This window comes from Pseudomonas sp. Irchel 3E13, from assembly GCF_900187455.1.
In the GTDB taxonomy this organism is placed as follows: domain Bacteria; phylum Pseudomonadota; class Gammaproteobacteria; order Pseudomonadales; family Pseudomonadaceae; genus Aquipseudomonas.
In genome coordinates this window covers 473,248-497,299 of sequence record NZ_FYDX01000004.1, presented here as the reverse complement: position 1 = coordinate 497,299, position 24,052 = coordinate 473,248, and the positions used below count along the sequence as shown (strand labels likewise).

Sequence of the window (24,052 nt, the reverse complement as noted above, 5' to 3'; positions counted from 1 at the left end):
CGCTGTGGTGCCGACGGGAACGCTTGAAACTGGCCTCGCCGTGGTGCTGGTAAGCCACGACCCAGCGCCGGAGAAGGGTAGGATCTATCTGGAACTGGTTCGCCACATGGCGAAAGCCACGGCCTCGGTTGATGAAGGCCTGGATGGCGGACAGCTTGAACTGCTTGGAATACGTGGTCATGCAAAACACCCCGGTGTTGGATGGGTGTCCAACTTCCGGGGCGCAGTTCATCTGTAGGAGCGAGCTTGCTCGCGAAGGCCACCCCACAAAAAAACACCCGCCCTCCATCACAGAGAGCGGGTGCTTTTATCACCTGACGACCTGACTCAAACCCCGGCCGCCAGCTTCGCGCTCACCTGCCGCCGCCGGTACGCGCTGTCCCGGTTCGCCAGCCAGTAGTAGAGCGGCGAAGTCACCACCAACCCCACCAGCCACGACAGATCAGCCCCGTTGATGTGCGCCGACACAGGCCCGACGTACAGCGGCGTGTTCATGAACGGAATCTGCACCGCGATACCGATCGCATAGGCCAGCAGCGCCTGCGGGTTATAGCGCCCATAGATGCCGCCATCGACCTTGAAGATCGACTGAATGTCGTAGTCACCTTTGTGGATCGCGTAGAAGTCGATCAGGTTGATCGCGGTCCACGGCACCAGGACCACCAGCAGCACCAGCACCATGTCGACGAAGTGGCCGATGAAGTCCTTCGAGGCGAACACCGCGACGATGCTGCAACCGAGCAACACGATCACCGACAGCACCGCCCGGCTCTTGGCGGTGGGGATCCAGCGCCAGGCGAAGGTCTGCACCAGGGTGATCAGTGACAGCACCGCGCCATACAGGTTGAGGGCGTTGTGACTGATCACGCTGAGCAGGAACAGCACCAGCATCAGCGGGCCGATGGCGCCGGTGGCGAGTTTGACCGCATCCATGGTGTCCATGCCCGCCGGAGTCGCGAGCACGGCCACCGCGCCGAATACGAACGACAGGCTCGAGCCCAGCGCCGAACCCAGGTAGGTGGTCCAGAACGTCGACGCCACCGGCACGTCGGCCGGCAGGTAGCGCGAGTAGTCCGAGACATAGGGCGCGAAGGCGATCTGCCAGAGCGCAGCCAGCGACACCGTGGCCAGCCAGCCGGAGAGGTTGAAGCCGCCGCGGGTGAGGAAGTCGTCGGTCTGGATGTGGGTGAGGATGTAGCCGAAGCCCAGCACGATGCCGATGCCCAGCACCCAGGTGCCGATGCGGTTGAGCACGTGGATGAAGCGGTAGCCGATGATGCCGATGATCCCCGAACCGAGGGCGCCGATGACGATGCCCACCGGCACCGGCACGCTGTCCACCACGCCATGCAGTGATTTGCCGGCGAGGACGATGTTGGAGGCGAAGAAGCCGATGTACATCACCCCGGCGATCACCACGACAAGCAGGGCGCCGAGGGAACCGAACTGGGCGCGGCTCTGGATCATCTGCGGAATGCCCATCTGCGGGCCCTGCGCCGAGTGCAAGGCCATCAGCACGCCGCCGACCAGGTGGCCGACAAGGATCGCGACGATGCCCCAGACCAGATTGAGGTGGAACAACTGGACCCCGAGGGCCCCGGTGACGATCGGCAGCGGCGCGATGTTGCCGCCGAACCAGAGGGTGAACAGATCCCGGACTTTTCCATGGCGATCTTCGGGCGGCACGTAGCCGATCGTGTGTTTTTCGATAAGCGGTGCGGGTGACGCTGCGTTGGTCATGACGGACTCCAAGGCAAGGATGAGTACGCTGCGGTACTTCGGTTGGCATCGGCGAGGCCGGTGCCTTTTCTTGTTGGAGCGGATCTTGAGCGGTGCCGGGCGCCGGATAAATTAGTAAATATGTGCTCTCAAGCCTTAAAAAAACTGGGGTAGCGCGTCGGGTGAGGGCGACCGGTCGGCGCAAGCGAGGAATGACACCAGGGTTGCCAAGGGTAATATTATTCCTGTTAAATGAGATTCATTACCACTTGTTACCGCCTGGTTTCCTGCCATGTCTTCCGTCGACCTCTCGCTGCAAAAAGCCGTGCACTCGCTGTACGAGGATCATCATTCCTGGCTCTGCGGCTGGCTGCGCAACCGGCTGGGTTGTGTCGACCACGCGGCGGACCTGGCCCAGGACACCTTCATGCGCGTGCTCACCCTGCGCAAGGCCGCCGACCTGCGCGAGCCGCGGGCGTACCTGAGTACGGTGGCGCGCAGCCTGATGATCGACATGTTTCGTCGTCGTGCGCTGGAGCAGGCGTACCTTGATGCCCTGGCGGCGCGCCCGGAACCGGTGGATATTTCGCCGGAAACCCGACTGCAGATCATCGAGACGCTGATGGACATCGACCGTCTGCTCGACGGCCTCGGCGCCCGCACCCGCGAAATCTTCCTGATGGCCCAGCTCGACGGCCTGAGCTACGTCGAGATCGCCCGGCGCCAGGACCTCTCGGTGACTACGGTGAAGAAACACGCCGTGCGCGCCCTGACCCATTGCCTGCTGCTGGTGGAGGAGTAGGCCATGGCCGCTGTGCTGGAGCGCAACATCCTCGAGGCCGCCGCCCACTGGTACGTGGAGTTGCGCTGCGAGCCGGACGCGGCGACCCGCGCCGCACACCAGCACTGGCTGCTCAGCGACCCGCTGCATCAGCAGGCGTGGGAACGGCTGGGACGTCTGCAAGGCAAGTTCGAGCAGGTTTCGCCGCAACTGGCCCGGACCACGTTGGCCGGGGCCAGGGCGAGACGTCGCGAGGTGCTCAAGGTTCTGTCGATCCTGCTGGCGGCGGGCGGGGCGGGCAGCCTGGCCTGGCGCAGCACGCCGATGCAGACGTTGCTGGCCGACCAACGCACCGGCACGGGCGAACGCCGCTCGCTGCGTCTGGACGACGGCAGCCAGTTGCAGCTCAACACCGCCAGTGCCGTGGACATCCGCTACAGCGCGCAACTGCGTCAGGTGAACCTGCTGGACGGCGAAATCCTCATCGAAACTGCTCGAGATACGCTGTCGCGGCCTTTCGTCGTGCACACCGCGCAGGGCAGCGTGCGCGCGTTGGGCACGCGGTTCATCGTCCGCCGCGAGGGCGAGCGCACACGGGTCTGTGTGCTGGAGCACGCGGTGGAAGTGCGTTGCGCCGATGCGCAGGCCGCGGTGCGGGTGGAGGCGGGTCAGCAACTCAGCTTCAGCGCCGCGCAGATGGGTGATCTGCAACCGGCGCCATCCCAGGTCGACGCCTGGACCCGCGGCATGCTGGTGGCCAACGACTGGCGGTTGGGCGACTTCATCACCGAGTTGCAGCGCTATCGACCGGGGCATCTGGGCTGCACCGAGGCGATTGGCGACTTGCGCATTTCCGGGGCCTTCCACCTGGCGGATACCGATATCGTCCTCGATAACCTGACCACCACCTTGCCGGTGCGTATCCGCCGTTTCAGCCGGTTCTGGACGCGGGTCGAGGCGGCCTGAGAATTATTTTCACTCAGGGGGTTATCGATTCTCATCCAGCTTCGACTTGTAGGTAGAGGCGCCACAGAGACGCCGTTCATCACTGCCACAGGGCGAAAGGAAACCGCATGTCCCGTTCCACTGACCGCACTTCCGCTGCACCGAAAACTTCCGCGCTGAGCCGGGCCATTCATGGCGCGCTGCTGGGCGCCGCATTGGCCACGCCAGCGGTGATGCTGGTGGGCGTCGCGCCGGCCATGGCTGAAAGCCGCACCGAAGCCGCCTTCGATATTCCGGCCGGATCGCTGGACGCCGCGCTGACTCAATTTGCCGCCACCGCTGGCATCACCGTGTCCTTCGATCCGGCTCATGCTCGCGGGCTGAAATCGCCGGGCCTGCGCGGCCGCTACGACATCGACGCCGGCCTGCGCCAGTTGCTAGCGGGCAGTCGCCTGCAAGTGGTGCGCCAGGCCAACGGCAGCTACTCGCTTTTGCCGGCGGTCAGCGACGGTTCCCTGCAACTGGACAGCACCAGCATCAACAGCACTGCGGTCGAGTCGGCCTGGGGCCCGGTGGACGGCTATGTCGCCACCCGCAGCGCCACCGCCACCAAGACCGACACGCCGATCCTGGAAATCCCCCAGGCGATCAACGTGGTCACCGCCGAGCAGGTGCAGAACCAGGGCGCGCGCAACCTGACCCAGGCCCTGCGCTACACCCCGGGCCTGAGCACCGGCGGCTTCACTGACCGCAACGCGATCGCCGACGAAATCACCAGCCGTGGCTTCGCGCCGACCCCGCTGTACTTCGACGGCGCCTATGTGCCGTATGCCGGTAGCCTGGGCGGCGCGCCGCAGATCGATCCGTACACCCTGGAGCGCATCGAAGTGCTCAAGGGCCCGTCCTCGGTGCTGTTCGGCCAGAACCAGCCGGGTGGCCTGATCAACCTGGTGTCCAAGCGCCCGACCCGCGAAGCGCGCAATCAGATCAAGCTCGGTGCCGGCAGCTACAACCGGGTCAACGGTGCCTTCGACAGCAGCGGTCCGCTGGACGAGCAGGGCGCCTTCAGCTATCGGCTGATCGGCCTGAGCAGCAAGGGCAACGATCAGGTCGACCACACCCATGCTGAACGCCTGCTGCTGGCGCCCAGCCTGACCTGGACGCCGAATGACAGCACCTCGCTCACACTGCTGGCGCAGGTCCAGCGCGATGACGGTCTGGCCGACTACCAGTCGTTGCCGCGCATCGGCTCCCTTGATCGCGGCCCGAATGGCGAGCGCATCGACCGCAATTTCTTCTCTGGCGACTCGCACTACAACGACTACAAACGCAACCAGTACATCGCTGGCTATGACTTCAGCCACGCCTTCAGCGACGACCTGAGCTTCCGCTCCACCGCCCGCTACACCGACGTGCGCGACCGCTACAAAGGCTTCTACCTGCGCAGTTTCGTCACCGACGCCAACAACGTGACCGACTACACCCAGGCCAATCGGGTCAAGCTCGACTGGCGCCAGCACAACATCGCCTACACGGTCGATAACAACCTGGAGTACAAGTTCGCCACCGGTGCCTTGCAGCACACCACCCTGACTGGCGTCGACTACCGTCACTTCACTCGCCAGTACGATGGCTACAACGCCTACAACGTGTTGCCGGTGAACCTCTACGGCAAGAACAACTTCGACAGCTCCAGCGTCACCCCGGTGCTCGACACCCAATGGGACAACACCGTGCGCCAGACCGGCCTGTACTTCCAGGACCAGATCCGCCTCGACCAGTGGATCCTCACCGTCGGCGGTCGCCAGGACTGGGCCGAGATCGACAACAAGGACCTGCTGGCCCACTCCATCGCCTCGCAGCGTGACAACAAATTCACCGGGCGTGTCGGCCTGACCTACGTCACCGAGTTCGGCCTGGCGCCTTATGTCAGCTACTCGCAATCCTTCCTGCCAACCATCGGCACCGCCGCGCCGGAGCGGGGTGGCAAAGCCTTCGAACCGACCGAGGGCGAGCAGTACGAAGTGGGGCTGAAATACCAGCCGCTGGAGAAGACCCTGATCACCGCGTCGGTGTTCCAGGTCAAGCAGAAGAACGTCCTCACGGGCGACACCGAATACCCGCAGTACCAGGCGCAAAGCGGCGAAGTGCGTTCACGCGGGGTGGAGCTGGAAGTGAAATCCAGCATCGACAACATCGACCTGCTGGCGGCGGCGACCTACATCGACTCGTTCTACACCAAGAGCACCTACGGCGATCAAGGCAACCGCAACGAGTCCCAGGCGCCGGTGTCGGCCAGCCTGTGGGCGGATTACCACTTCACCGGCGTTGGCGTCGACGGCCTGACCGTGGGCGCGGGTGCGCGTTACACCGGGCGCAAGCCGGGCGATTCGGCGAACTCCTTCGACGTGCCGGCGTGGGTCGTGTATGACGCCACCGTGCGCTACGACCTGAGCCGCTTCGACCCGAGCCTGCGCGGTTTGCAGGCCAGCCTGAACGTGCAGAACCTGTTTGACCGGGAGTATGTGTCGGACTGCAACTACTCGTTCGGCTGCTACTACGGGCAGGAGCGAGTGGCTTCGGTGCAGATGACGTATGACTGGTGATTGAAAGGGAAGACGCAGTGAGGGGGGCTGTGGTCGCGTGAGGTGCCTGCCTCCCTCTCTTCATCGACCTCAGGATCGAGCACCGCGCAGGCGATATTCGATCTTGAGGGCGCTTCAATTGCCAACCCGCAGTTAGCCCATCACCTCCCGCATCCGATACCAGAGCATCCCCAACGCCAACAATGGCGACCTCAACAATTTCCCGCCCGGGAACGTCAGGTGCGGCACCGCGCTGAACACATCCAGCCCGGTGCTTTGCCCCACGGAAATCCCTTCCGCCAGCAACTTCGCCGTCCAGTGGGTGACGTTCAGTCCATGCCCGGAATAGCCCTGGGCGAAATACACATTCGGGTGCTGGCTCAGCCTTCCAACCTGCGGGAAGCGGTTGGCGGTGATGCCGATCATCCCGCCCCACTGGTAGTCGATGCGCACGTCAACCAGTTGCGGGAACACCTTGAGCATCTTCGGCCGCATGTAGGCGCCGATGTCTTTCGGGTCGGAACCGGAGTAGTGGCAGGCACCGCCGAACAGCAGGCGGCGGTCGGCGGTCAGGCGGTAGTAATCCAGCCCGACCTTCTGGTCACACAGCGCCAGGTTGCGCGGGATCAACTGCGCTGCTACTGCTTCCGGCAACGGCTCGGTGACGATGACGTAGCTGCCCGCCGGCAGCACCTTGCCGCTCAGCTTGGGTTCCAGCTCGTCCAGGTGCGCGTTGCAGCCGAGCACCAGGCTGTCCGCCCGGACCCGGCCGCGTGCGCAATGCACCGTGATCTGATTGCCATGCTCGATGCGCAGCACCGGGCTCTGTTCGAAGACCTGAACCCCAAGCCGGCTCGCGGCCCGCGCTTCTCCGGTGACCAGGTCCAGCGGGTGCAGGTGCCCGGAGCCCATGTCGATCAGGCCCCCGGCGTAGCAGTCGCTGGCCACCACCTCATGCATCCGCGCCGGTTCCACCAACTCGGTGGGGTGGGCATAGCCCGAGGCGCGCAGTGCCTTTTGCTCGTCGACCATCGCGGCGAACTGCGCCGGGGTGTTGGCCAACTCGCAGAAGCCCCAGCGCAGGTCGCAGTCGATGGCGAATTCGGCGATGCGCTCGGCCACCAGGGTGACCGAGTCTTCGCCGGCGCGTTGCAGGTAACGCACACCGTCTTCGCCGACGTACCTGGCGAAGCCGCTGACGTCATGGCCGATACCGCGGATCAACTGGCCGCCGTTGCGCCCGCTGGCGCCCCAGCCGATGCGCCGGCCTTCCAGCAGCACCACCGAATGACCGCGCAGCGCCAGTTCCAGCGCGGTGTTGACGCCGGTCAGGCCGCCGCCGATCACACACACGTCGGCGCGAATTTCGCCATCCAGCGTCGGGTAGGTGTGGCGGTCGCGCGCGGTGGCGGCGTAGTACGACGCGGTATGTTCGCCGGTTCGATTCATCACGGTGCCCCGGCTCATTGGTTGAACTTGACCTTGCTCCAGCTACGGGTCATCAGCCGCATGATCTTCGGCGATGGCGCATTGGAGATGTACAGCTTGTCGAGCACGGCCTGCGGCGGATAGACCTCGGGATTGTTCAGTGTCTCGGGGTCGATGAAGGCCTTGGAGTCGACGTTGGCATTGGGGTAGCCGACGTAGTCGCTGACCTCGGCGATGACCTTGGGCTCAAGCACGTAGTTGATGAACGCGTGGGCCTGGTCGGGGTTTTTCGCGTCGGCGGGAATCGCGATCAGGTCGAACCACAGGTTGCTGCCTTCCTTGGGAATGCTGTACGCGATCTGGATGCCGTTCTTCGCTTCCTTGGCCCGGTTGGCGGCCTGCAGCACGTCGCCGGAGAAGCCGAACGCCGCGCAGATATTGCCGTTGGCCAGGTCCGAGATGTACTTGGACGAGTGGAAGTAAGTCACGTAGGGGCGCAACTCCAGCAGGCGTTTTTCGGCCTTGGCGTAGTCGGCCGCGTTGGTGCTGTTGGGATCGAGGCCCAGGTAGTTGAGGATCGACGGGATCAGCTCGTCGGCGGAGTCCATGAAGGCCACGCCGCACTTCTGCAGCTTCTTCAGGTTCTCGGGTTCATAAAGGACGGACCAGGAGTCGATATGGTCGATGCCGAGCACTTCCTTGACCTTCTCGACGTTGTAGCCGATGCCGTTGGTGCCCCACAGGTAAGGCACCGAATGCCGGTTGCCCGGGTCGTTCTGCTCCAGCAGCTTGAGCAGCGCCGGGTCCATGTGTTTCCAGTTCGGCAGCTTGCTGCGGTCCAGCTCCAGGAACACCCCGGCGTCTACCTGGCGGGTTAGGAAGTGGTTGGAAGGCACGACCACGTCATAGCCGGTCTTGCCCGCCAGCAACTTGCCTTCCAGGGTCTCGTTGGAATCGAACACGTCGTACACCGGCTTGATCCCGGTGCTGCTCTGGAAACCGGTCAGCGTGTCGGGCGCGATGTAGTCGGTCCAGTTGTAGATGCTCACGCTCGGCTGCGCCTGGGCAGCCAGCGGCAGCGCCAGCAAGGCGAAGGGCGCAAGGCGTTTCAACAGATTCATAGCGGCTCCTGTCCATCCTGTTTTTATTGTCGACGGCGCGTGGTCGGGTCAGACGCTCAGCAGCAGGAATTCCCGCTCCCAGGAGCTGATCACGCGTTTGAAGTTCTCGTGCTCGGTGCGCTTGACCGCGACGTAACCCTGGACGAACTTGCGCCCGAGGTACTGTTCCAGCACCGCGCACTCTTCCATGGCCGCCAGCGCGTCTTCGATGGTGACCGGCAGGCGCAGGCTGCGGCGCTCGTAGGCGCGGCCCTGGACCGGCGCGCTCGGCTCGATCCGCTCGACCATGCCGAGATAGCCGCACAGCAGGCTGGCGGCGATGGCCAGGTACGGGTTGGCGTCGGCGCCGGGCAGGCGGTTTTCCACGCGCATGGCTTCAGGCGAGGAGGGCGGCACACGCAGGCCGGCGGTGCGGTTCTCTTCGCCCCACTCGACGTTGACCGGCGCCGAAGTGTCCGGCAGGAAGCGGCGGAACGAGTTCACGTTCGGCGCGAACATCGGCAGCACCTTGGGGATGTACTTCTGCAGGCCACCGATGTAGTGCAGGAAAAGCTCGCTCATCGAACCGTCTTCATTGACGAAGATATTGCGGCCCGATGCGCTGTCCACCACGCTTTGGTGGATATGCATGGCGCTGCCCGGCTCGTCGGTGATCGGCTTGGCCATGAAGGTCGCCGCCACGTTGTGCTTGAGCGCCGCCTCGCGCATGGTGCGCTTGAACACGGTGATCTGGTCGGCCAGCGACAGCGCGTCGCCGTGGCGGAAGTTGATCTCCATCTGCGCCGGGCCGTCTTCGTGGATCAGCGTGTCGAGGTCCAGGCCCTGGGCTTCGCACCAGTCGTAGACGTCCTCGAACAGCGGATCGAATTCGTTGGCGGCATCGATCGAGAAACTCTGCCGGCCACTTTCCGGACGACCGGAACGGCCGATCGGCGCTTCCAGCGGGAAGTCCGGGTCGCTGCTGCGCTTGGTCAGGTAGAACTCCATTTCCGGCGCGACGATCGGCGTCCAGCCCTTGTCCTTGTAGAGCTGCAGCACGCGCTTGAGCACGTTGCGCGGCGACAGCTCGACCGGGTTGCCCTGCTTGTCGTAGGTGTCGTGAATCACCATCGCGGTGGGCTCGATGGCCCAGGGCACCAGGAACACCGCGTCGGCATCGGGGCGGCAGAACATGTCGATATCCGCCTCGTCCAGCAGGCTGTAGTAGATATCGTCATCGACGAAATCGCCGGTGACCGTCTGCAGCAGCACGCTTTCCGGGAGGCGCATGCCGCCTTCGCCGAGGAACTTGTTGGTGGGGGAAATCTTGCCGCGGGCGATGCCGGTGAGGTCACTGACAATGCATTCGACTTCGGTGATCTGGTGTTGCTTCAGCCAGGTGGCCAGCTGATGCGCGGGGGTGTTCATGCAAACCTCTAGCGGGTAGTTGTTTAGGCACTCGAAGGCAGGCGACCGAGTGGGTGGTCGGTGCCGACGGGGCTAGTGTTCGCTGGAGGCGGGGGGCGGTTCTATCCGTTTTGTGCAGGAATGCGGGTGCCGGCACCAGACGGTAGTTGCCTGTCTTCGCGAGCAAGCTCGCTCCTACCGGGTGAGGGGGAGCCTTGTAGGAGCGAGCTTGCTCGCGAAGTGCCGCGACCTCACGCCACCGCCCAGAAAGAAAAACGCCGCCGACGAAGAGATTGAATTTGCGAATGGTTCTCGATAAAGTCTGCGCCCTCGCACCGCAGTGACAATGGGCCGCCATGTCGAGCATGACCACCGAAGAACTGGAGCGGGCCTTCAAGGCGCATGCGCGTGAGTTGCGGGTGTTTCTTTATCGGCAACTGCAAAGCACCGAGACCGCCGCCGACCTCGCCCAGGAAACCTACCTGCGCATGCTCAGCCAGCGACCACGCAAGCCGGTGGACAATCTGCGCGCCTTCATCTTCCGCATCGGCCGCAATCTGGTCATCGACCACGTGCGCAGCCGGGCGTCCCGCGAGCGTCACGACCAGGGCCTGGCCTATCTCTTCGAAGTCACCGGCGAAAGCCCCGAACTCATCGACACGGTCGCCGCCAGCCAGGAGCTGGAAGCGCTGAACGCGGCTTGGCAGCGCATGGACGAACCGGCGAAAAGCATCTTCCTGATGTGCCGGCTGCAGGGCATGGCGCACAAGGACGTCGCCCGCGAGCTAGGCGTTTCCCTGAGCACGGTGGAGAAAAGCCTCGCCGGTGCGCTGGACTTTTTGCGCCGAAGTCTTCAGCGTTGACCGCCATGTCCGATAGCCACGATCCCCACCACCAACTGCACGCCACTGCCCATGCCTGGGTGGTGCGCCTGACTTCGGGCGACGCCAGCCCGGCCGATGTCGAGGCCGCCCGCGCCTGGTGCCAGGAACACCCGGAGCATCAGCAGGCGTTTGTCGAGGCCCGGCGGCTGTGGCAACTCGCGGGGCAGGTCGAAGTTGCGGTCGAGCGACCCCGGTCACCGCGAATTTGGCACTGGGCAACGGCGGCAGTGCTGGTGATCGGCGTGAGCCTCGGCCTGGCCCGGCAGCAGGCCTGGGACGCCGACTACCGCACCGCCCGCGGTGAACAGCAGCGCATCACCCTGGCCGACGGTTCGCGGATCTTCCTCGACGCCGATTCGGCGCTTGATGTCACCCTGCGCGATGACCGCCGCGAGATCGTCCTGCGCAGAGGCGAAGCGCTGTTCGAGGTTGCCCACGATCCACAACGGCCGTTCCGCGTCGCCGCCGGTGACTTGAGTGCCACTGCGCTGGGCACGGTCTACGCGGTGCGCAAGCAGGACAATGGTGTGCAGGTCACCGTCGCCCAGGGGCGGGTGGCGGTGCAGGGCAACGCCGCGGCCGTCACCCTGGCGGGCGGCGAACAGGTCACCTGGCAGGGCGGGGCGCTGCTGGCGAAGCAGCCGGTCGATACCGCCAAGGCCCTGGCCTGGCAGCATGGCCGGCTGGTGTTCGACATGACCCCGCTGGCGGACGTGCTCGCCGAATTGCAGCGCTACCGTCCCGGCTACCTGCTGATCGGCGACGACAGCCTGCGCGGATTGCGGGTCAGCGGCACCTTCCGCGTCGACCGCCTCGATGACGCCCTGACCACCCTGGAACAGGCGTTCCCCATGATCATCCAGCGCTACACCGACTATGTGCTGGTGATGCAGCCACGCTAGAGGCGGTGCTTCCTCCAAAGGCCTCGGTCCTGTTTCGGCATGCCCTCATGCTATGCTCCTGCAATTTTCAGGGGCGCGCGTATCCCCTGACTCAGGGCAATCCCGGGTACGGACCATGCAAATCAGAAAGTTTCGACTTCATAACTTCGGGCGATTCGAATCCCTTGAAGCATCATTCATGGAAAACGAAATTACCCCCGCCAAGGTCGTCGTTCTGGTTGGTAACAATGGCGCTGGCAAAACCTCCATTCTTAAAGCGTTGGCAACTTCAATGAGCTGGTTCATTGGTCTCCTGCGCAGTGAGAAGGGGAAAGGTAGCCCCATCAACGATGATTCGATTCGCGAGGGCGCAGCGTCTTGCGCAATCGACATTGACGTTCATGATGTGGCCGCTGGGCAGGAGCATTTTCGCTGGAGCGTGGCACGCGTTCGCCAAGGCATGAACGGCCAGCATTCTTCTGTTCTGGTCGATGCCAGGGTGCTGGCGGATGACTATCGTTCACGCTTGACCAACAGCGACGACTGCAGTCTTCCATTGGTTGCCTACTACCCCGTAGAGCGCTCGGTTCTGGAAGTAGCGTTGAAGGTGAACAAGAGAAATGCTTTCTCCCAATTGGTGGGCTACGAAGACTTCCTGAGCCCTTCGGTGCAGTTCACGAAGTTCTTTGAATGGTTCAGGGATCGTGAAGACCAGGAAAATGAGATAGGCCATCAGATTCTCACCAGTGATCGCAAGCGTGATCAACTTGAACGGTTGGGTGAACTTGTTAACGCGCTGGATTCCCAAGCGCTTGATGAGATTACACCGGGAGACTTCCGGTCATTGGGCAAGGAACTGGCAAAGCTGCAAGTGGTAATGAACGGATTGCGTGAGATCTCGGTAGATCCTCAGTTGTCAGCGGTCCGTAAAGCGATCGAGCAATTCATGCCCGGTTTCTCCAACCTTCGTGTTCAGCGCAAACCTCGTCTGCAACTGGTGGTCGACAAAGCCGGCCTGGCTCTCAATGTCCTTCAACTCTCGCAGGGCGAGAAAACCCTGATGGCGCTGGTGGGGGATATCGCCCGGCGCCTGGCGATGATGAACCCCGGCCTCGATGATCCCTTGCAGGGTCAGGGTGTCGTACTCATCGACGAAGTGGACATGCACCTGCATCCGACCTGGCAGCGAGAAATCATTCGTAATCTGACGCGGACCTTCCCCAACTGTCAGTTCATCCTCACCACCCATTCACCGCTGGTAATCAGTGATTACCCGGATGTTCTGGTGTTTGCGTTGAACGATGGTCAATTGGACAGAGTGCCGTCACAGTTTGGCCAGGATGCCAACAGTGTTCTGCTGGATGTCATGGACACACACGTTCGTAACCCGGACGTGGGTGCAAAACTGAACGATGCGCTGGATGCCATCCAGTGCGGTCGCTTGAGTGACGCCAAGCAATTTATCGAAGAACTCGACGCGCTGTTACCCGCATCGAATCTGGAACTGGCCAAGGCCAAACTGTTTCTTCGCAAGCAGGAATTGCGCCTTGAGAAAAATCGATAAAGGCTCGGAACCTGAAGCGCTCACACGTTTCAGGGCACGAAACCCGAACAAACACTACCGTGACCTCTCGCATGAGGAGCGCTCAGACATCAGGCGTACCTGCACGGCCGAGCAGTTGCACCTGTGCGCCTACTGCTGCATGCCGATTTCGGGTGAGCGCTCTGACACCCTGAATGAGCATCTTCTGTGCCGTGACCACCATCCTCAATTGAGCCTGACTTTCGACAACATTGTTGCGAGTTGCACGACACCCGGGCAATGCGATGCCGCCAAAGGCAACCAGTCTGCTGCTCTGTCGCCCCTGATGGCTGAGTGTGAGCGAGAGTTACGGTTCCTTATCAGCGGTCGGGTCGAGGGGCTGTCCCCCAGAGCCATCGATACGATTTCTGTGTTGAACCTTGGTGATCATGAGCGCAACAACAAAAAACTGGTGGAAAAGCGCCGGCAGATTTCGTGGATGGTTTTGCAAGACAATGGCGTTGAGCCTTTGTCTCCCGTTGAGGATGATGAACTCTTGCAAATGGTGATCGATGATCTCAGTCGTCCCGATCAGGGCAAGCTTCAGCCTTTCGCTCCAGTGATGGTCAACATCCTCAGAAGCTGGCTCAGCGCCGGGTCGAACGAGCGCTGAGCAAAATTTTTTTACGGGTCTGCCTGCGTCACCCGTCTTCCTTGGCGAAAACGATAATACGTTGCATTCGCTAGGGAGATTTACATGCGTCACGTCACCACCGGTATCCGTCCACTCGTCGTCGCCTTGCGCCGCGCCACGCTGCTGATGGGCCTGTTGCCAGCGCTGGCCTGGGCCGAGCCGGTTGCTTTTGATATCCCCGCGCAGTCGCTGGGGTCGGCGCTCAATCAACTGGCCGAGCAGAGCGGTTTGCAGGTGATTTACAACGGCGAGCTGGTGCAGGGCCTGAGCAGCCCGGCGGTGCGCGGCAGTCAGGAACCGGAGGCGGCGTTGCAGCGTTTGCTGCAGGGCAGCGGGCTGATCTGGCACGCCACCGGCGCTGGCAGCGTCATGCTGGAAAAAGCCGCGGTGCAAGGGGATGCCGTGCAACTCGGCGCCACATCGGTGACCGGCGCGGTGGCGGGGAGTGTCACCGAGGGCAGCACCTCGTATGCCACCCGTGGCCCGACCACCACTGCGACGCGGCTGAACATGACCCAGCGCGAAACCCCGCAGTCGGTGACCGTGGTCACCCGCCAGCGCATGGACGACCAGAACATGAAAGACCTGGACGACGTGCTGCAAAACACCACCGGCGTGATCGTCATCAAGAACGGCGGCGAGCGCTCGCTCTACCAGTCCCGCGGCCAGTTGGTGGACAGCTTGCAGATCGACGGCGTGCCCACCAACGTCGGCAACGCCTATTCGATGGACGCCATCTCCAAGCCGGCCACCGACATCTATGACCGCGTTGAAGTGGTACGTGGCGCCACCGGCCTGACCGAAGGCGCGGGCACGCCGTCGGCGGCGATCAATTTGGTGCGCAAGCGCCCGACGGCGGAACCGCAGGCGTTGGTGGAAACCTCGGTGGGCTCGTGGGACAACTACCGCACCCTGGTCGATCTGTCGTCGGCGCTGAACGAGCCGGGCACGCTGCGCGGGCGCACGGTCATCAGCTACAACGACGCCAACAGCTACATGGACAACGTGAAAAAAGAAAACCAGTTGTTCTACGGCATCGTCGAAATGGACCTGTCGGCGAGCACCATGGCGACTCTGGGTTTCTCCTACCAGAAGGACCGCAACTCCGGTTATGACTGGTCGGCCCTGCCAACGGCCAAGGACGGCGCCTTCTATCCGCTGTCGCGCTCGACCAACCTCACCGGCAAGTGGAACAAGCTGAACAAGAACAACACCACCTTTTTCGCCGATATCCAGCACAGCTTCGACAACGACTGGAAACTGATCGTCGCCGCCAACCACATCAAGGCCAAGTCGGACTTTCTCGGCAACTACACCTGGCGCGTCAGCGGCGACCGCTTCAGCCTCAACCCGCGGCACTTCTTCTACGACGACACCCAGACCAGCGTCGACGGCTATGCCACCGGCCCGTTCGAGCTGCTGGGCCGGCGCCATGAACTGGTGCTGGGCGCCAACGTGCGCAAGGACGATTTCGACTACCACGGCGGCCGCGATGCCGGTTACGGCTATCAGTTCGACATGAACGACCTGTCCGGCTTCAACCCGCCCAAGCCGACCGGGCTCAACGCCAACCTGTGGAAGTACAACATCACCCAGGAGCAGTCCGGGGTCTACGGCGCGGCGCGCTTCAGCCTGACCGACAGCACGAAGTTCATCGTCGGCAGCCGGGTCAGTTGGTTCAAGACCGAGAACATGACCAACACCACCGGCATCCCGCGCAACACCGAATACGCGAAAAACCGCGAGATCACGCCCTACGCCGGCCTGGTGCAGGAACTGAGCGACAACCTTTCCGCCTACGCCAGCTACACCGAAATCTTCAAGCCGCAGGCGAACCTGGATGCCGGTGGCTCGATCCTCGAACCCATGACCGGCAGCAACTACGAGCTGGGGCTCAAGGGCGAGTTCTACGACAAGCGCCTGAATGCCAGCGTCGCGCTGTTCCAGGCCGACCAGACCGGCCGCGCCGAATACCTGCTGCCGTGCAACTGCTACGAGCCTTCCGAGAAAGTCCGCAATCGCGGCGTGGAGCTGGAGGTGAACGGCGCGTTGACCGAGGAATGGAACCTGTCAGCGGGCTATACCTACGTGCAGTCCAAGTACATCGGCGGCGAACAGAAGGGCGAGGATTACTCGTCGCTGGCGCCACGGCACCTGTTCAAGATCGCCACCGACTATCGCCTGCCGGGTGTGCTGAACAAGGCGCGGGTGGGCGGCAGCGTGTACGCCCAGAGCAAGATCACCAACCGCGAGGCCAATTACCAGATCCAGCAGCGCGGCTATGCCCTGACCAGCCTGCACGCGATCTACGAGCTGAACGAGCACCTGGAGCTGCAGTACAACCTGGATAACGTCTTCGACAAGAAGTACATCCAGACCATCGGCAACGACAACTACTGGAACTTCTACGGCGAGCCACGCAATTTCAACGTGGCGTTGCGGGCGAAGTTCTGAGGCGCGATCCAGGCGAACTTGCCGGCGGCTCCACCGGTCCGAAGGAAACACCCCCCACTTCGGAGCGACCCCGTGGAAGACCGCGTGATACAAGGCATCCAGCATGGCGAACCACAACGCGACGCTGGTGGCTGGCTGCCCCTCGAAGGCTATGCGGCGCTCGGCGACGGGCGCTCGGTGGCGCTGGTGGGCTGGGACGGTTCGATCGACTGGTGGTGCGTGCCGCATATGGATTCGCCGCCGTTGTTCGACCGCCTGCTGGCGCCGCGGCATGGCGGCTATTTCGCGATCACGCCGACGCAGGCGTATCGCGTCGAGCGTCGTTACCTGCCGGGCAGCAATGTCCTGGAAACCCTGTTCATCACCGACAGCGGCCGGGCGCGCCTGGTCGAGTCGCTCAACAGCGGCCCGGCCGGGCGTCTGCCCTGGGCTGAACTGGGGCGACGCCTGGAGGGCGTGGAAGGGCAGGTCGACTTCGCGGTGAAAATCGACTTCGGCACCCAGGCCGACACCGTCTCGCCGTTTCTTGCCCCGACCGGCAACGGCTGCGTGTTTCATGCCGGCCATATCCTCGGCATGTTCATCTACAGCGAGCAATTGCAGATCCAGCGCAAGGACGACCTTGGCGTGCGGGCCGAGGTGCGGGTGGCGGCCGGCGACAAGGTGGTGATGGCCATCGTCAGCGGGCGCGACGAACCGCTGGTGGTGCCGAGCCTCGAACTGATCGACGCGCGTATCGACGGCTCGCACCGCGAATGGCTGCAATGGAGTAAATGCCTGAGCTATGACGGCCCGTACCAGACGCTAGTGGTGCGCAGCGCCCTGGCGCTGAAGTTGCTGCTGTCCTCGCCGACCGGGGCGATCATGGCCGCGGCCACCACCTCGCTGCCCGAGCGCATCGGCGGCACCAAGAACTACGACTACCGTTTCGCCTGGGTGCGGGACGCCGGCTACATCATCGAAGCCTTCCTCACCATGGGCGCCCAGCCGGAAGCCAAGGCGGCGCTGACCTGGCTGCTGCACCGCCTGAGCGAACACGGCGTGCGGGTGTTCTACACGCTGCAAGGCGAGGTGGGCGAGGGCGCCCGTGCGTTGCCGTTGCCCGGCTACAAATACTCGCCGCCGGTGGTCGGCAACAATGCCACCGGGCAAATCCAGCACGGCATCTACGGCGATATCTTCGAGACGGTGCGCAGTTTCATCGCCTGCGGCAACGTCCTCGATGCCCGCAGTGCGAGGCTGCTTTGCGGCATCGCCGACCAATGCGCCGACACCTGGCGCCAGCCTGACTCAGGTATCTGGGAACTGCCGGAAATTCGCCATTACACCACCTCGAAAATCAGTTGCTGGCAGGCGCTCAACCACGCGGTGGAACTGGCCGACCACGGCCACCTGCCCACCACATGCCGCGACCGCTGGGACCGCGAGCGCCAGCGTATTCACGCCTGGGTCGAGGCCCATTGCTGGAGCGAGACGCTGCAGGGCTATCAGTTCTACCCGGACAGCGAACGGCTGGACGCCTCGATCGCCCTCGCGGTGCGCTTCGGCTACCCCGAGCGGGAACGCCTGCGCAGCACCTTGGAGGCGGTGCAGCGAGAACTCGGCCGTGGCGCTTTTCACTACCGCTACAGCCAGGTCGAACTGGAGGAAGGCTGCTTCCTCGCCTGTACCTTCTGGATGATCGAAGCCTGGGCGTTGCTCGGCCAGCAAGCGCGGGCCGAAGACGGGTTCGACAAAGCGGTGGAGGGCCTGGGGCGCGGCGTGGGGATTTATTCCGAGATGGTCGATCCCGACAGCGGCCAGTACTTGGGCAACCTGCCGCAGGGGCTGACGCATTTGTCGCTGATACGGGCGGCGCGGGCGATTGGCGGGGAAGGCGATCACCGGGGAAATAGCTGAATGCTATGATCGCGGGCCTGATCCACTGGCCCGCAAGGAAGACCCATGAACTCGACTCCACCTAATGGCCTGCCGGTCTATCGCCTGATCACCGGCCCCGATGATGCCGCGTTCTGCCGGCGTATTTCCGAAGCGCTGGCGCTGGGTTACGAGCTCCATGGCTCGCCCAGCATCACCTTCGATGCGAGCAAGCATCATGTGATCGCGGCTCAGGCGGTGGTGTGGCCGGGGCGGTAGTTGGGGTTATGAGATCGGATGAGCACGGCATGTGTCGGTCTTGGTTGATCCGGCGCTTCGCGAGCAAGCTCGCTCCTACAGGTCACTGAACCGGCGAATGCCCCTGTAGGAGCGAGCTTGCTCGCGATGCGCCAATATAGAGCATGTGTTTGGCAGCTCCGCTCCAGCGCTTCTAGAAGTAGTAACCAATATTCACGTAAACCTGGTTCTCCCACTGATCACTACCGCCAGCGCCCAGGCTCTGCGCATAGCTGCTGCCACCAATGTAGGGATCGTTCTTGCCGATCAGCCATTCGGTGGCGATCCACAATTTGCTCAGTGAGAACGACGAGCCAAGAATCAGCCGCTCGGAGGTGTCGAAGCCCGAGGCTGATTTGTCGAAGGCGCTGTAGTTGGCGTACAGCTTGATCCCGCTGAGCTGGTCGAACAAGTATTTGCCGTCGACGTCGTAGCTGAGGTCGGCAACGTAGAAGTTGCCGCGGCTGGCGACGTTGAACGTGCCGTCGTAGCCGCCGAAGGTGACCACTTCATCGGTGCCTTCATTACGCGGTGACATCTGTTGCCGCGCCGCCATCAACTGCACGCCCCACGGGCCGTTCTTGCCCAGGTAGTGCACCGCCACGGCATTGCGCCGGCCGTCGTCGCCGGTGTCGTTGTTCTTCAGCGTGGAAGTCATGCCCGACACACCGACCTCGGATTTCCAGTCGCCCAGCTGCACGGCCTTGGCCAGGCGCAGCACTGCGGTGTTGCGCTCGCGGTTGTCGCTGCCGTCCTCGACGTAGCTGTCGGCGGAGGACACCACGGTGGAGTAGGTGCGGCCATTGCTGGTGCCTTTGCCTTGCCAGGCCGGGCGCAGGTAGTAGCCGGCCTGGATATTCCAGTCGCCGACCTGCTGAATGTACTTGGCGCCGATCTGCTCGACATCCTCCAGGCCGATGACGTTGCCCAGGGTTTCGAAGAAGGTGCTGCCGAAGTACGGCTGCAGGCCGAACGGAATCTGGTTGAGGCCGACCTGGATCTGCTGGTCCGGGTTGAAGCGATAGCCGACCCAGGCGGTTTCGGCGAACGCCACGTCGCCGACATTGTTGGTGTACTTGTACGGGTAAGCGCGCCCGTAGAAGCGGTACTTGGCGGCGCCGATCCAGGTGTCGGAGGTGTATTTGGCAGTGAGGAAGGCAGTGTCGAAGTTGAACTTCTGGATGTCGCGGTCCGGGTCGTAGTCCCAACGGGCGCGTACGGCACCACCGAGGTCGAGGTGGTCGGTGACCTGCACCGCCATGGCCGGGACGGCGAGGCTGGACAAGGCGGCAAGACAAACGGACTGCAAGCGCAGGGAAGCGGTGAAGGGCATGTGGCGGCTCTCGTTTATTGTTATGTGAGACGCGCGCAGTGTTGCCATCAGGCGTTTGCGGGACAAACGATTAAATCGAGAGACAAACCTGCGTTTAACGCAGGTTACTGCCTGAGAATTTTGTCGGCTTTGTAGGAAGAGTCCTTGCCGCGTGGAATACTGCAAACCTTGTCAGCCGTCTTCCGAGCGCCTTCCATGAAACGCAAAATGCCAGGTCTCAACGCACTCAAAGCCTTCGAGGTGGCCGGTAGCACCGGCAGCTTCACCCGCGCCGCCGAGTTGCTCAACGTCACCCAGAGCGCGGTCAGCCGTCAGGTGCGGCAACTGGAGGAGCAACTGGGCGAGCACCTGCTGCAACGCCGGCATCATCACCTTGAGCTGACCAATGCCGGGCGCGTGCTGCTGCGGGCGCTGCACCAGTCGTTCGACAAGATCGAGATGACTGTGCGCAGCATCCAGCAGAAAACCCATTCCAACCGCCTGCACCTCAATGCCCCGCCGACCTTTACCAGCCGCTGGCTGATGCCACGGCTGGGGCGCCTGCGCGAGCGCCACCCGGAGCTGGAACTGAGCATTACCACGCGCTTGCAGGACAGCCTCGCGGAAACCGCCACCCTTGATTGCGCGATCCGCTTCGGCAATGGCGAGTGGGATGGCCTGGACAGCTCGTTGCTGATTCAGGAGCGGCATATCGCCGTGTGCGCGCCGTCGTTGTATGCCCGGGAGGAAGACGAACAGGGCATCGACCTGAACCGCATGACGTTGCTGCATGTGCTGGCCCGCGAAGACCAGCGCTACCTCACCTGGAAACACTGGCTGGACGCCGCCCGCATCAGCGGCGTGGATACCCAGGGCGGCTATGAGTTCGACCTGCTGGACCTGGCCATCCGTGCTGCGGTGGATGGCCTGGGCATCACCATCGCCGACTGGCACATGGTCGCTCCCGAACTGGCCGGCGGACGGCTGACCCAGGTGCTCAACGTGCATGTGGACGGGCATCAGTCCTACTGGCTGGTGACCCGCCCGGAACAGCGCGATGCGCCGCAGTTGCAGTTGTTCAGCCAGTGGCTGCAGGAGGAAATCTGGCTGGCGCAGCGGCAGTTGGAGCCGTCTAGTCCGGCTGTTTGAGATGACTTTCTGGGGCTTCATCGCTGGCGTGTCGGTGCGCCGGGCCGCAGCGATGAGGCCTTGGAAAATACCACTAACATGCCTTTTTCGAATGTTCCCCTGCGCTATTAATCGTTTGTCCATCCGCCCCCGAATCACAACACTGCCCGTCAATAACAACGTGACAACGATGGGCAACCCACGATGCGAATCGAGCGAAATTTTGTTGATGGCCACTTCATCGAGCCTGCCGGCGCGGCACTGATTGCGGTGCAGGACCCGGCCACGGAAAGCGTGGTTGGCCAGGTCGCGGCGGCCACCGTGGAAGAGGCCATCGCCGCTGTCGACGCCGCTGCCGTGGCGCAGAAAACCTGGGGCAAGCTGACCAGCATCGAGCGCGGCGAGCATCTGCGCGCCTTCGCCGACGCCCTCGACGCCCATGCCGTGCAGATCGGCGAGGCGCTGGCCGCCGAGTCCGGCAAGAGCCTGGAAGACGCCAGCAACGAGGCCCGCTACGCGGCGCAAATCACCCGCTACCACGCCGAGTGGGCGCGGCGCATCGAAGGCGAGATCATCCCCAGCGACACCCCCGACGAACGCCTGTTCCTGCACCGCGAGCCGATCGGCGTGGTGGCCTGCCTGATTCCGTTCAACTACCCGGTCTACACCCTGCTGCGCAAAGTCGCCCCGGCGCTGATCGCCGGCAATACCGTGGTGGTGCGGCCGAGCAACAACACACCGCTGTCGGCCTTCGAAATTGCCCGCGCCGCACAACAGGCCGGCCTGCCAGCGGGCGTGCTGAACATCCTGACCATGGACCACGCCACCGCCGCCAGCCTCTGCACCCACAAGGCGGTGGGCCTGATCACCCTGACCGGCAGCGTCAACGCCGGGCGCATCGTCCTCGATTACTGCAAGGAAAACATCGCCAAGCCGTCCCTGGAACTGGGCGGCAAGACCCCGGTGATCGTCGAAGCCGACGCTGACCTGGAAAAGGCCGCCAACGATATCGTCGGTTCCAAGACCACCCATTGCGGCCAGTTGTGCACGGCGGTGGAGCGGGTCTACGCCCACGAAAGCGTGCACGACCGCCTGCTGGCGCTGCTCAAGGAGAAATTCGCCGCGGTGCGTTTCGGCGACCGTGCCGAGGATCCGCAGCGGATGGGGCCGCTGGTCAACGCCGCCTCCCGGCGCAACATCCACGCCATGGTCGAGCGCGCGGTCGCGGTCGGCGCGGTGCTGGAGACCGGCGGTTTCATTCCGCAGGGCCCGGGTCATTTCTACCCGCCGACCCTGCTCAGCCACTGCCGCCAGGACATGGAAATCGTCCAGGAAGAAACCTTCGGCCCGGTGCTGGCGCTGCTGCGCTACCACAGCATCGACCAGGCGCTGGATATGGCCAACGACCACCAGTTCGGCCTGTCGTCGGTGCTCTACACCGAAAACTACCGCACCACCATGAAGGTGGCCGCCGCCATCGAGGCCGGCGAGTTGTACGTCAATCGCACCCCGGCCGACCCGTACCAGGGCTTTCACGCCGGCTGGAAACGCTCGGGCCTGGGCGGTGATGACGGCAAGCACGGAATGCTCGAATTCACCCAGACCCGACTGGTGGTCATGAAGTACTGAGTTTTAAGTCGCAAGCTACCCGTGGCAAGGCGTCCGTGTTGTACGGCGACTTGCCGCCAGGTGCTTGCAGCGTGCCGTTCCCCTAATAAGAACAACAGAGGTTTCATCCATGTCCAAGCATGCTGCCAATGCTGCTGTCCAGGGTTCCGCCGCCCCCGTCGCGGGCGCCAGCGACAAGGGAAGTCGCTATTTCCAACTGATGCTGCTGGTGCTCGCTGCCGGCGCGATCTACCCGATCCTCTACCTGCGGCAGGTCTACCAGACCACCATGCTCGAGGTATTCCAGATCAACCACAGCGAGCTGGGTTACCTGTACTCCATGCTCGGCACCCTCTTCCTGCTCAGCTACCTGCCCAGCGGCTGGCTGGCTGACCGCATCGCCCCGCGTTTCCTGATCTTCTTCTCGCTGGTGGCCACCGGCGCGCTGGGCCTGTGGTATTCCACCGCGCCGTCGATGACCGGCCTGCTGATCATCTTCGGCTGCTGGGGCCTGACCACCGGCCTGACCTTCTGGGCCTCGGTGCTCAAGCGGGTCAAGATGATCGCCCGGCACTCCGAGCAGGGCCGTTTCTTCGGCATCCTCGACGGCGGTCGCGGCCTGGTGGAAGCGCTGCTGGCCACCGTGGCCCTGGCGCTGTTCGCCTTTGCCACCGAAACCCGCGGCGAATCGGTCGCCGAAGGCTTCAAGCATGTGGTCTACCTGTACTCCTTCACCTGTATCGCCATCGGCTGCGTGCTGGTGCTGCTCAAGGACCCCAAGTCCATGGAAAGCACCGAGGCGGTGGAGAAGGGCAAGTTCAACCTGCTGAGCGACCTCGCGACCCTGGTCAGGATCCCGGAGCTGTGGCTGGTGACCGCCATTGTGTTCTGCGGCTACCACATCTTCTGGGCCACTTACAGTTTCTCCGACTACCTGCAAGGCAGCGGCATGACCGCCGTCATGGCCGGCACCATCACCACCATCAAACTGTGGATGCGCCCCATCGGCGGCATCGGCGGCGGCTGGCTGGGTGACAAGTTCAGCAACGTCTCGGTGCTGATCGTCGCCATGCTCCTGGCCACCCTGGGCATCTTCGGCCTGATCGTCTTCCCGGCGCTGAACAGCCTCGGCCTGCTGATCGCCACGGTGATCTTCATCGGCCTGATGACCTACGCCATCCGTGGCCTGTACTGGGCAATCCTCGATACCTGCGCCATTCCGCTGCGCATCACCGGCCTGGCGATCGGCATCGTTTCGGTGGTCGGCTATCTGCCCGACACCTTCATTCCGCTGATCAACGGTTACCTCACCGAACACTACCCTGGCGCCCTGGGCTACAAGCTGTACTTCAGCTACATCGGCGCCGTGGGCCTGATCGGCACCCTGGCCGCGGTGGCACTGCGGGCCCGGGTCAAGCGCAACAACCGACTTCAGAACACAGGTGCCTGA

19 protein-coding genes are annotated in these 24,052 nt (G+C 63.3%); 13 read left to right on the top strand and 6 right to left on the bottom strand.

What is annotated here, in order from left to right; translation table 11 throughout:
- The coding region (locus CKW37_RS32775) for a helix-turn-helix domain-containing protein (RefSeq protein WP_143502012.1) at nucleotides 1-181 on the bottom strand (181 nt) is incomplete at its 3' end.
- Nucleotides 182-327: 146 nt separating this feature from the next.
- Nucleotides 328-1,740: a cytosine permease gene (locus tag CKW37_RS09070; RefSeq protein WP_095155342.1), complete on the bottom strand. Its 1,413-nt coding sequence runs from the start codon at nucleotides 1,738-1,740 to the stop codon at nucleotides 328-330.
- 271 nt (nucleotides 1,741-2,011) lie between these two features.
- On the opposite strand from CKW37_RS09070, the gene CKW37_RS09065 reads away from it, so the two are divergent.
- The 3 genes from CKW37_RS09065 to CKW37_RS09055 all read left to right on the top strand — a co-directional run bounded on the left by CKW37_RS09065 (nucleotide 2,012) and on the right by CKW37_RS09055 (nucleotide 6,051).
- Nucleotides 2,012-2,521, top strand: coding sequence for a sigma-70 family RNA polymerase sigma factor (locus CKW37_RS09065; protein ID WP_095155341.1), 510 nt, complete (start codon nucleotides 2,012-2,014; stop codon nucleotides 2,519-2,521).
- A gap of 3 nt (nucleotides 2,522-2,524) precedes the next feature.
- Complete coding sequence (locus tag CKW37_RS09060; RefSeq protein WP_095155340.1) at nucleotides 2,525-3,466, top strand: FecR domain-containing protein; 942 nt, start codon at nucleotides 2,525-2,527, stop codon at nucleotides 3,464-3,466.
- A gap of 107 nt (nucleotides 3,467-3,573) precedes the next feature.
- Nucleotides 3,574-6,051, top strand: a complete 2,478-nt coding sequence (locus tag CKW37_RS09055; protein WP_095155339.1) for a TonB-dependent siderophore receptor — start codon at nucleotides 3,574-3,576, stop codon at nucleotides 6,049-6,051.
- A gap of 132 nt (nucleotides 6,052-6,183) precedes the next feature.
- On the opposite strand, the gene CKW37_RS09050 is transcribed toward CKW37_RS09055, so the two are convergent.
- From CKW37_RS09050 to CKW37_RS09040, 3 genes are read right to left on the bottom strand one after another with little or no spacing between them, the layout of a single operon-like run.
- Nucleotides 6,184-7,479: an FAD-binding oxidoreductase gene (locus CKW37_RS09050; RefSeq protein ID WP_095155364.1), complete on the bottom strand. Its 1,296-nt coding sequence runs from the start codon at nucleotides 7,477-7,479 to the stop codon at nucleotides 6,184-6,186.
- Nucleotides 7,480-7,493: 14 nt separating this feature from the next.
- The gene (locus tag CKW37_RS09045; protein ID WP_095155338.1) at nucleotides 7,494-8,579 is read right to left on the bottom strand and encodes a polyamine ABC transporter substrate-binding protein; all 1,086 of its coding nucleotides are present in this window, start codon (nucleotides 8,577-8,579) and stop codon (nucleotides 7,494-7,496) included.
- Between the two features lie 48 nt (nucleotides 8,580-8,627).
- Entirely contained in the window at nucleotides 8,628-9,986 is a 1,359-nt protein-coding gene (locus CKW37_RS09040; protein ID WP_095155337.1) for a glutamine synthetase family protein, read from the bottom strand.
- 335 nt (nucleotides 9,987-10,321) lie between these two features.
- Between CKW37_RS09040 and CKW37_RS09035 the strand changes: the two genes are divergently transcribed.
- From CKW37_RS09035 to CKW37_RS09005, 7 genes are all read left to right on the top strand, one after another.
- Complete coding sequence (locus tag CKW37_RS09035) at nucleotides 10,322-10,828, top strand: RNA polymerase sigma factor (RefSeq protein WP_256587713.1); 507 nt, start codon at nucleotides 10,322-10,324, stop codon at nucleotides 10,826-10,828.
- Between the two features lie 5 nt (nucleotides 10,829-10,833).
- On the top strand, nucleotides 10,834-11,751 hold the full coding sequence (locus CKW37_RS09030; RefSeq protein ID WP_095155336.1) for a FecR family protein: 918 nt from the start codon (nucleotides 10,834-10,836) through the stop codon (nucleotides 11,749-11,751).
- A gap of 115 nt (nucleotides 11,752-11,866) precedes the next feature.
- Nucleotides 11,867-13,294 carry an AAA family ATPase gene (locus CKW37_RS09025; protein WP_095155335.1) on the top strand — a complete coding sequence of 476 codons (1,428 nt, stop codon included), beginning with the start codon at nucleotides 11,867-11,869 and terminating at the stop codon, nucleotides 13,292-13,294.
- Nucleotides 13,278-13,925 carry a TIGR02646 family protein gene (locus CKW37_RS09020; RefSeq protein WP_095155334.1) on the top strand — a complete coding sequence of 216 codons (648 nt, stop codon included), beginning with the start codon at nucleotides 13,278-13,280 and terminating at the stop codon, nucleotides 13,923-13,925. Before CKW37_RS09025 ends, CKW37_RS09020 begins: the two co-directional genes overlap by 17 nt.
- Before the next feature lie 84 nt (nucleotides 13,926-14,009).
- Nucleotides 14,010-16,400: a TonB-dependent siderophore receptor gene (locus tag CKW37_RS09015; RefSeq protein ID WP_095155333.1), complete on the top strand. Its 2,391-nt coding sequence runs from the start codon at nucleotides 14,010-14,012 to the stop codon at nucleotides 16,398-16,400.
- A 135-nt stretch (nucleotides 16,401-16,535) separates the two neighbouring features.
- The gene (locus CKW37_RS09010) at nucleotides 16,536-18,299 is read left to right on the top strand and encodes a glycoside hydrolase family 15 protein (protein WP_095155362.1); all 1,764 of its coding nucleotides are present in this window, start codon (nucleotides 16,536-16,538) and stop codon (nucleotides 18,297-18,299) included.
- Nucleotides 18,300-18,344: 45 nt separating this feature from the next.
- Complete coding sequence (locus CKW37_RS09005) at nucleotides 18,345-18,536, top strand: DUF1737 domain-containing protein (RefSeq protein ID WP_095155332.1); 192 nt, start codon at nucleotides 18,345-18,347, stop codon at nucleotides 18,534-18,536.
- A 172-nt stretch (nucleotides 18,537-18,708) separates the two neighbouring features.
- Here the strand turns inward: CKW37_RS09005 and CKW37_RS09000 are convergent, their stop codons facing one another.
- Nucleotides 18,709-19,887: a hypothetical protein gene (locus CKW37_RS09000; protein ID WP_095155331.1), complete on the bottom strand. Its 1,179-nt coding sequence runs from the start codon at nucleotides 19,885-19,887 to the stop codon at nucleotides 18,709-18,711.
- 195 nt (nucleotides 19,888-20,082) lie between these two features.
- Here CKW37_RS09000 and CKW37_RS08995 point away from each other — a divergent pair, with 195 nt between their 5' ends.
- The 3 genes from CKW37_RS08995 to CKW37_RS08985 all read left to right on the top strand — a co-directional run bounded on the left by CKW37_RS08995 (nucleotide 20,083) and on the right by CKW37_RS08985 (nucleotide 24,052).
- Nucleotides 20,083-21,015 carry a LysR substrate-binding domain-containing protein gene (locus CKW37_RS08995; RefSeq protein ID WP_095155330.1) on the top strand — a complete coding sequence of 311 codons (933 nt, stop codon included), beginning with the start codon at nucleotides 20,083-20,085 and terminating at the stop codon, nucleotides 21,013-21,015.
- A gap of 183 nt (nucleotides 21,016-21,198) precedes the next feature.
- Nucleotides 21,199-22,623, top strand: coding sequence for an aldehyde dehydrogenase (gene aldA / locus CKW37_RS08990; protein WP_095155329.1), 1,425 nt, complete (start codon nucleotides 21,199-21,201; stop codon nucleotides 22,621-22,623).
- A gap of 109 nt (nucleotides 22,624-22,732) precedes the next feature.
- The gene (locus CKW37_RS08985) at nucleotides 22,733-24,052 is read left to right on the top strand and encodes a nitrate/nitrite transporter (protein ID WP_095155328.1); all 1,320 of its coding nucleotides are present in this window, start codon (nucleotides 22,733-22,735) and stop codon (nucleotides 24,050-24,052) included.

Excerpts from the sequence above, each read along its gene's own strand:
- CKW37_RS09070 (WP_095155342.1), bottom strand. The coding sequence starts at position 1,740 with ATGACCAACGCAGCGTCACCCGCACCGCTTATCGAAAAACACACGATC.
- CKW37_RS09065 (WP_095155341.1), top strand. The coding sequence starts at position 2,012 with ATGTCTTCCGTCGACCTCTCGCTGCAAAAAGCCGTGCACTCGCTGTAC.
- CKW37_RS09060 (WP_095155340.1), top strand. The coding sequence starts at position 2,525 with ATGGCCGCTGTGCTGGAGCGCAACATCCTCGAGGCCGCCGCCCACTGG.
- CKW37_RS09055 (WP_095155339.1), top strand. The coding sequence starts at position 3,574 with ATGTCCCGTTCCACTGACCGCACTTCCGCTGCACCGAAAACTTCCGCG.
- CKW37_RS09050 (WP_095155364.1), bottom strand. The coding sequence starts at position 7,479 with ATGAATCGAACCGGCGAACATACCGCGTCGTACTACGCCGCCACCGCG.
- CKW37_RS09045 (WP_095155338.1), bottom strand. The coding sequence starts at position 8,579 with ATGAATCTGTTGAAACGCCTTGCGCCCTTCGCCTTGCTGGCGCTGCCG.
- CKW37_RS09040 (WP_095155337.1), bottom strand. The coding sequence starts at position 9,986 with ATGAACACCCCCGCGCATCAGCTGGCCACCTGGCTGAAGCAACACCAG.
- CKW37_RS09035 (WP_256587713.1), top strand. The coding sequence starts at position 10,322 with ATGTCGAGCATGACCACCGAAGAACTGGAGCGGGCCTTCAAGGCGCAT.
- CKW37_RS09030 (WP_095155336.1), top strand. The coding sequence starts at position 10,834 with ATGTCCGATAGCCACGATCCCCACCACCAACTGCACGCCACTGCCCAT.
- CKW37_RS09025 (WP_095155335.1), top strand. The coding sequence starts at position 11,867 with ATGCAAATCAGAAAGTTTCGACTTCATAACTTCGGGCGATTCGAATCC.
- CKW37_RS09015 (WP_095155333.1), top strand. The coding sequence starts at position 14,010 with ATGCGTCACGTCACCACCGGTATCCGTCCACTCGTCGTCGCCTTGCGC.
- CKW37_RS09005 (WP_095155332.1), top strand. The coding sequence starts at position 18,345 with ATGAACTCGACTCCACCTAATGGCCTGCCGGTCTATCGCCTGATCACC.
- CKW37_RS09000 (WP_095155331.1), bottom strand. The coding sequence starts at position 19,887 with ATGCCCTTCACCGCTTCCCTGCGCTTGCAGTCCGTTTGTCTTGCCGCC.
- CKW37_RS08995 (WP_095155330.1), top strand. The coding sequence starts at position 20,083 with ATGAAACGCAAAATGCCAGGTCTCAACGCACTCAAAGCCTTCGAGGTG.
- aldA (WP_095155329.1), top strand. The coding sequence starts at position 21,199 with ATGCGAATCGAGCGAAATTTTGTTGATGGCCACTTCATCGAGCCTGCC.
- CKW37_RS08985 (WP_095155328.1), top strand. The coding sequence starts at position 22,733 with ATGTCCAAGCATGCTGCCAATGCTGCTGTCCAGGGTTCCGCCGCCCCC.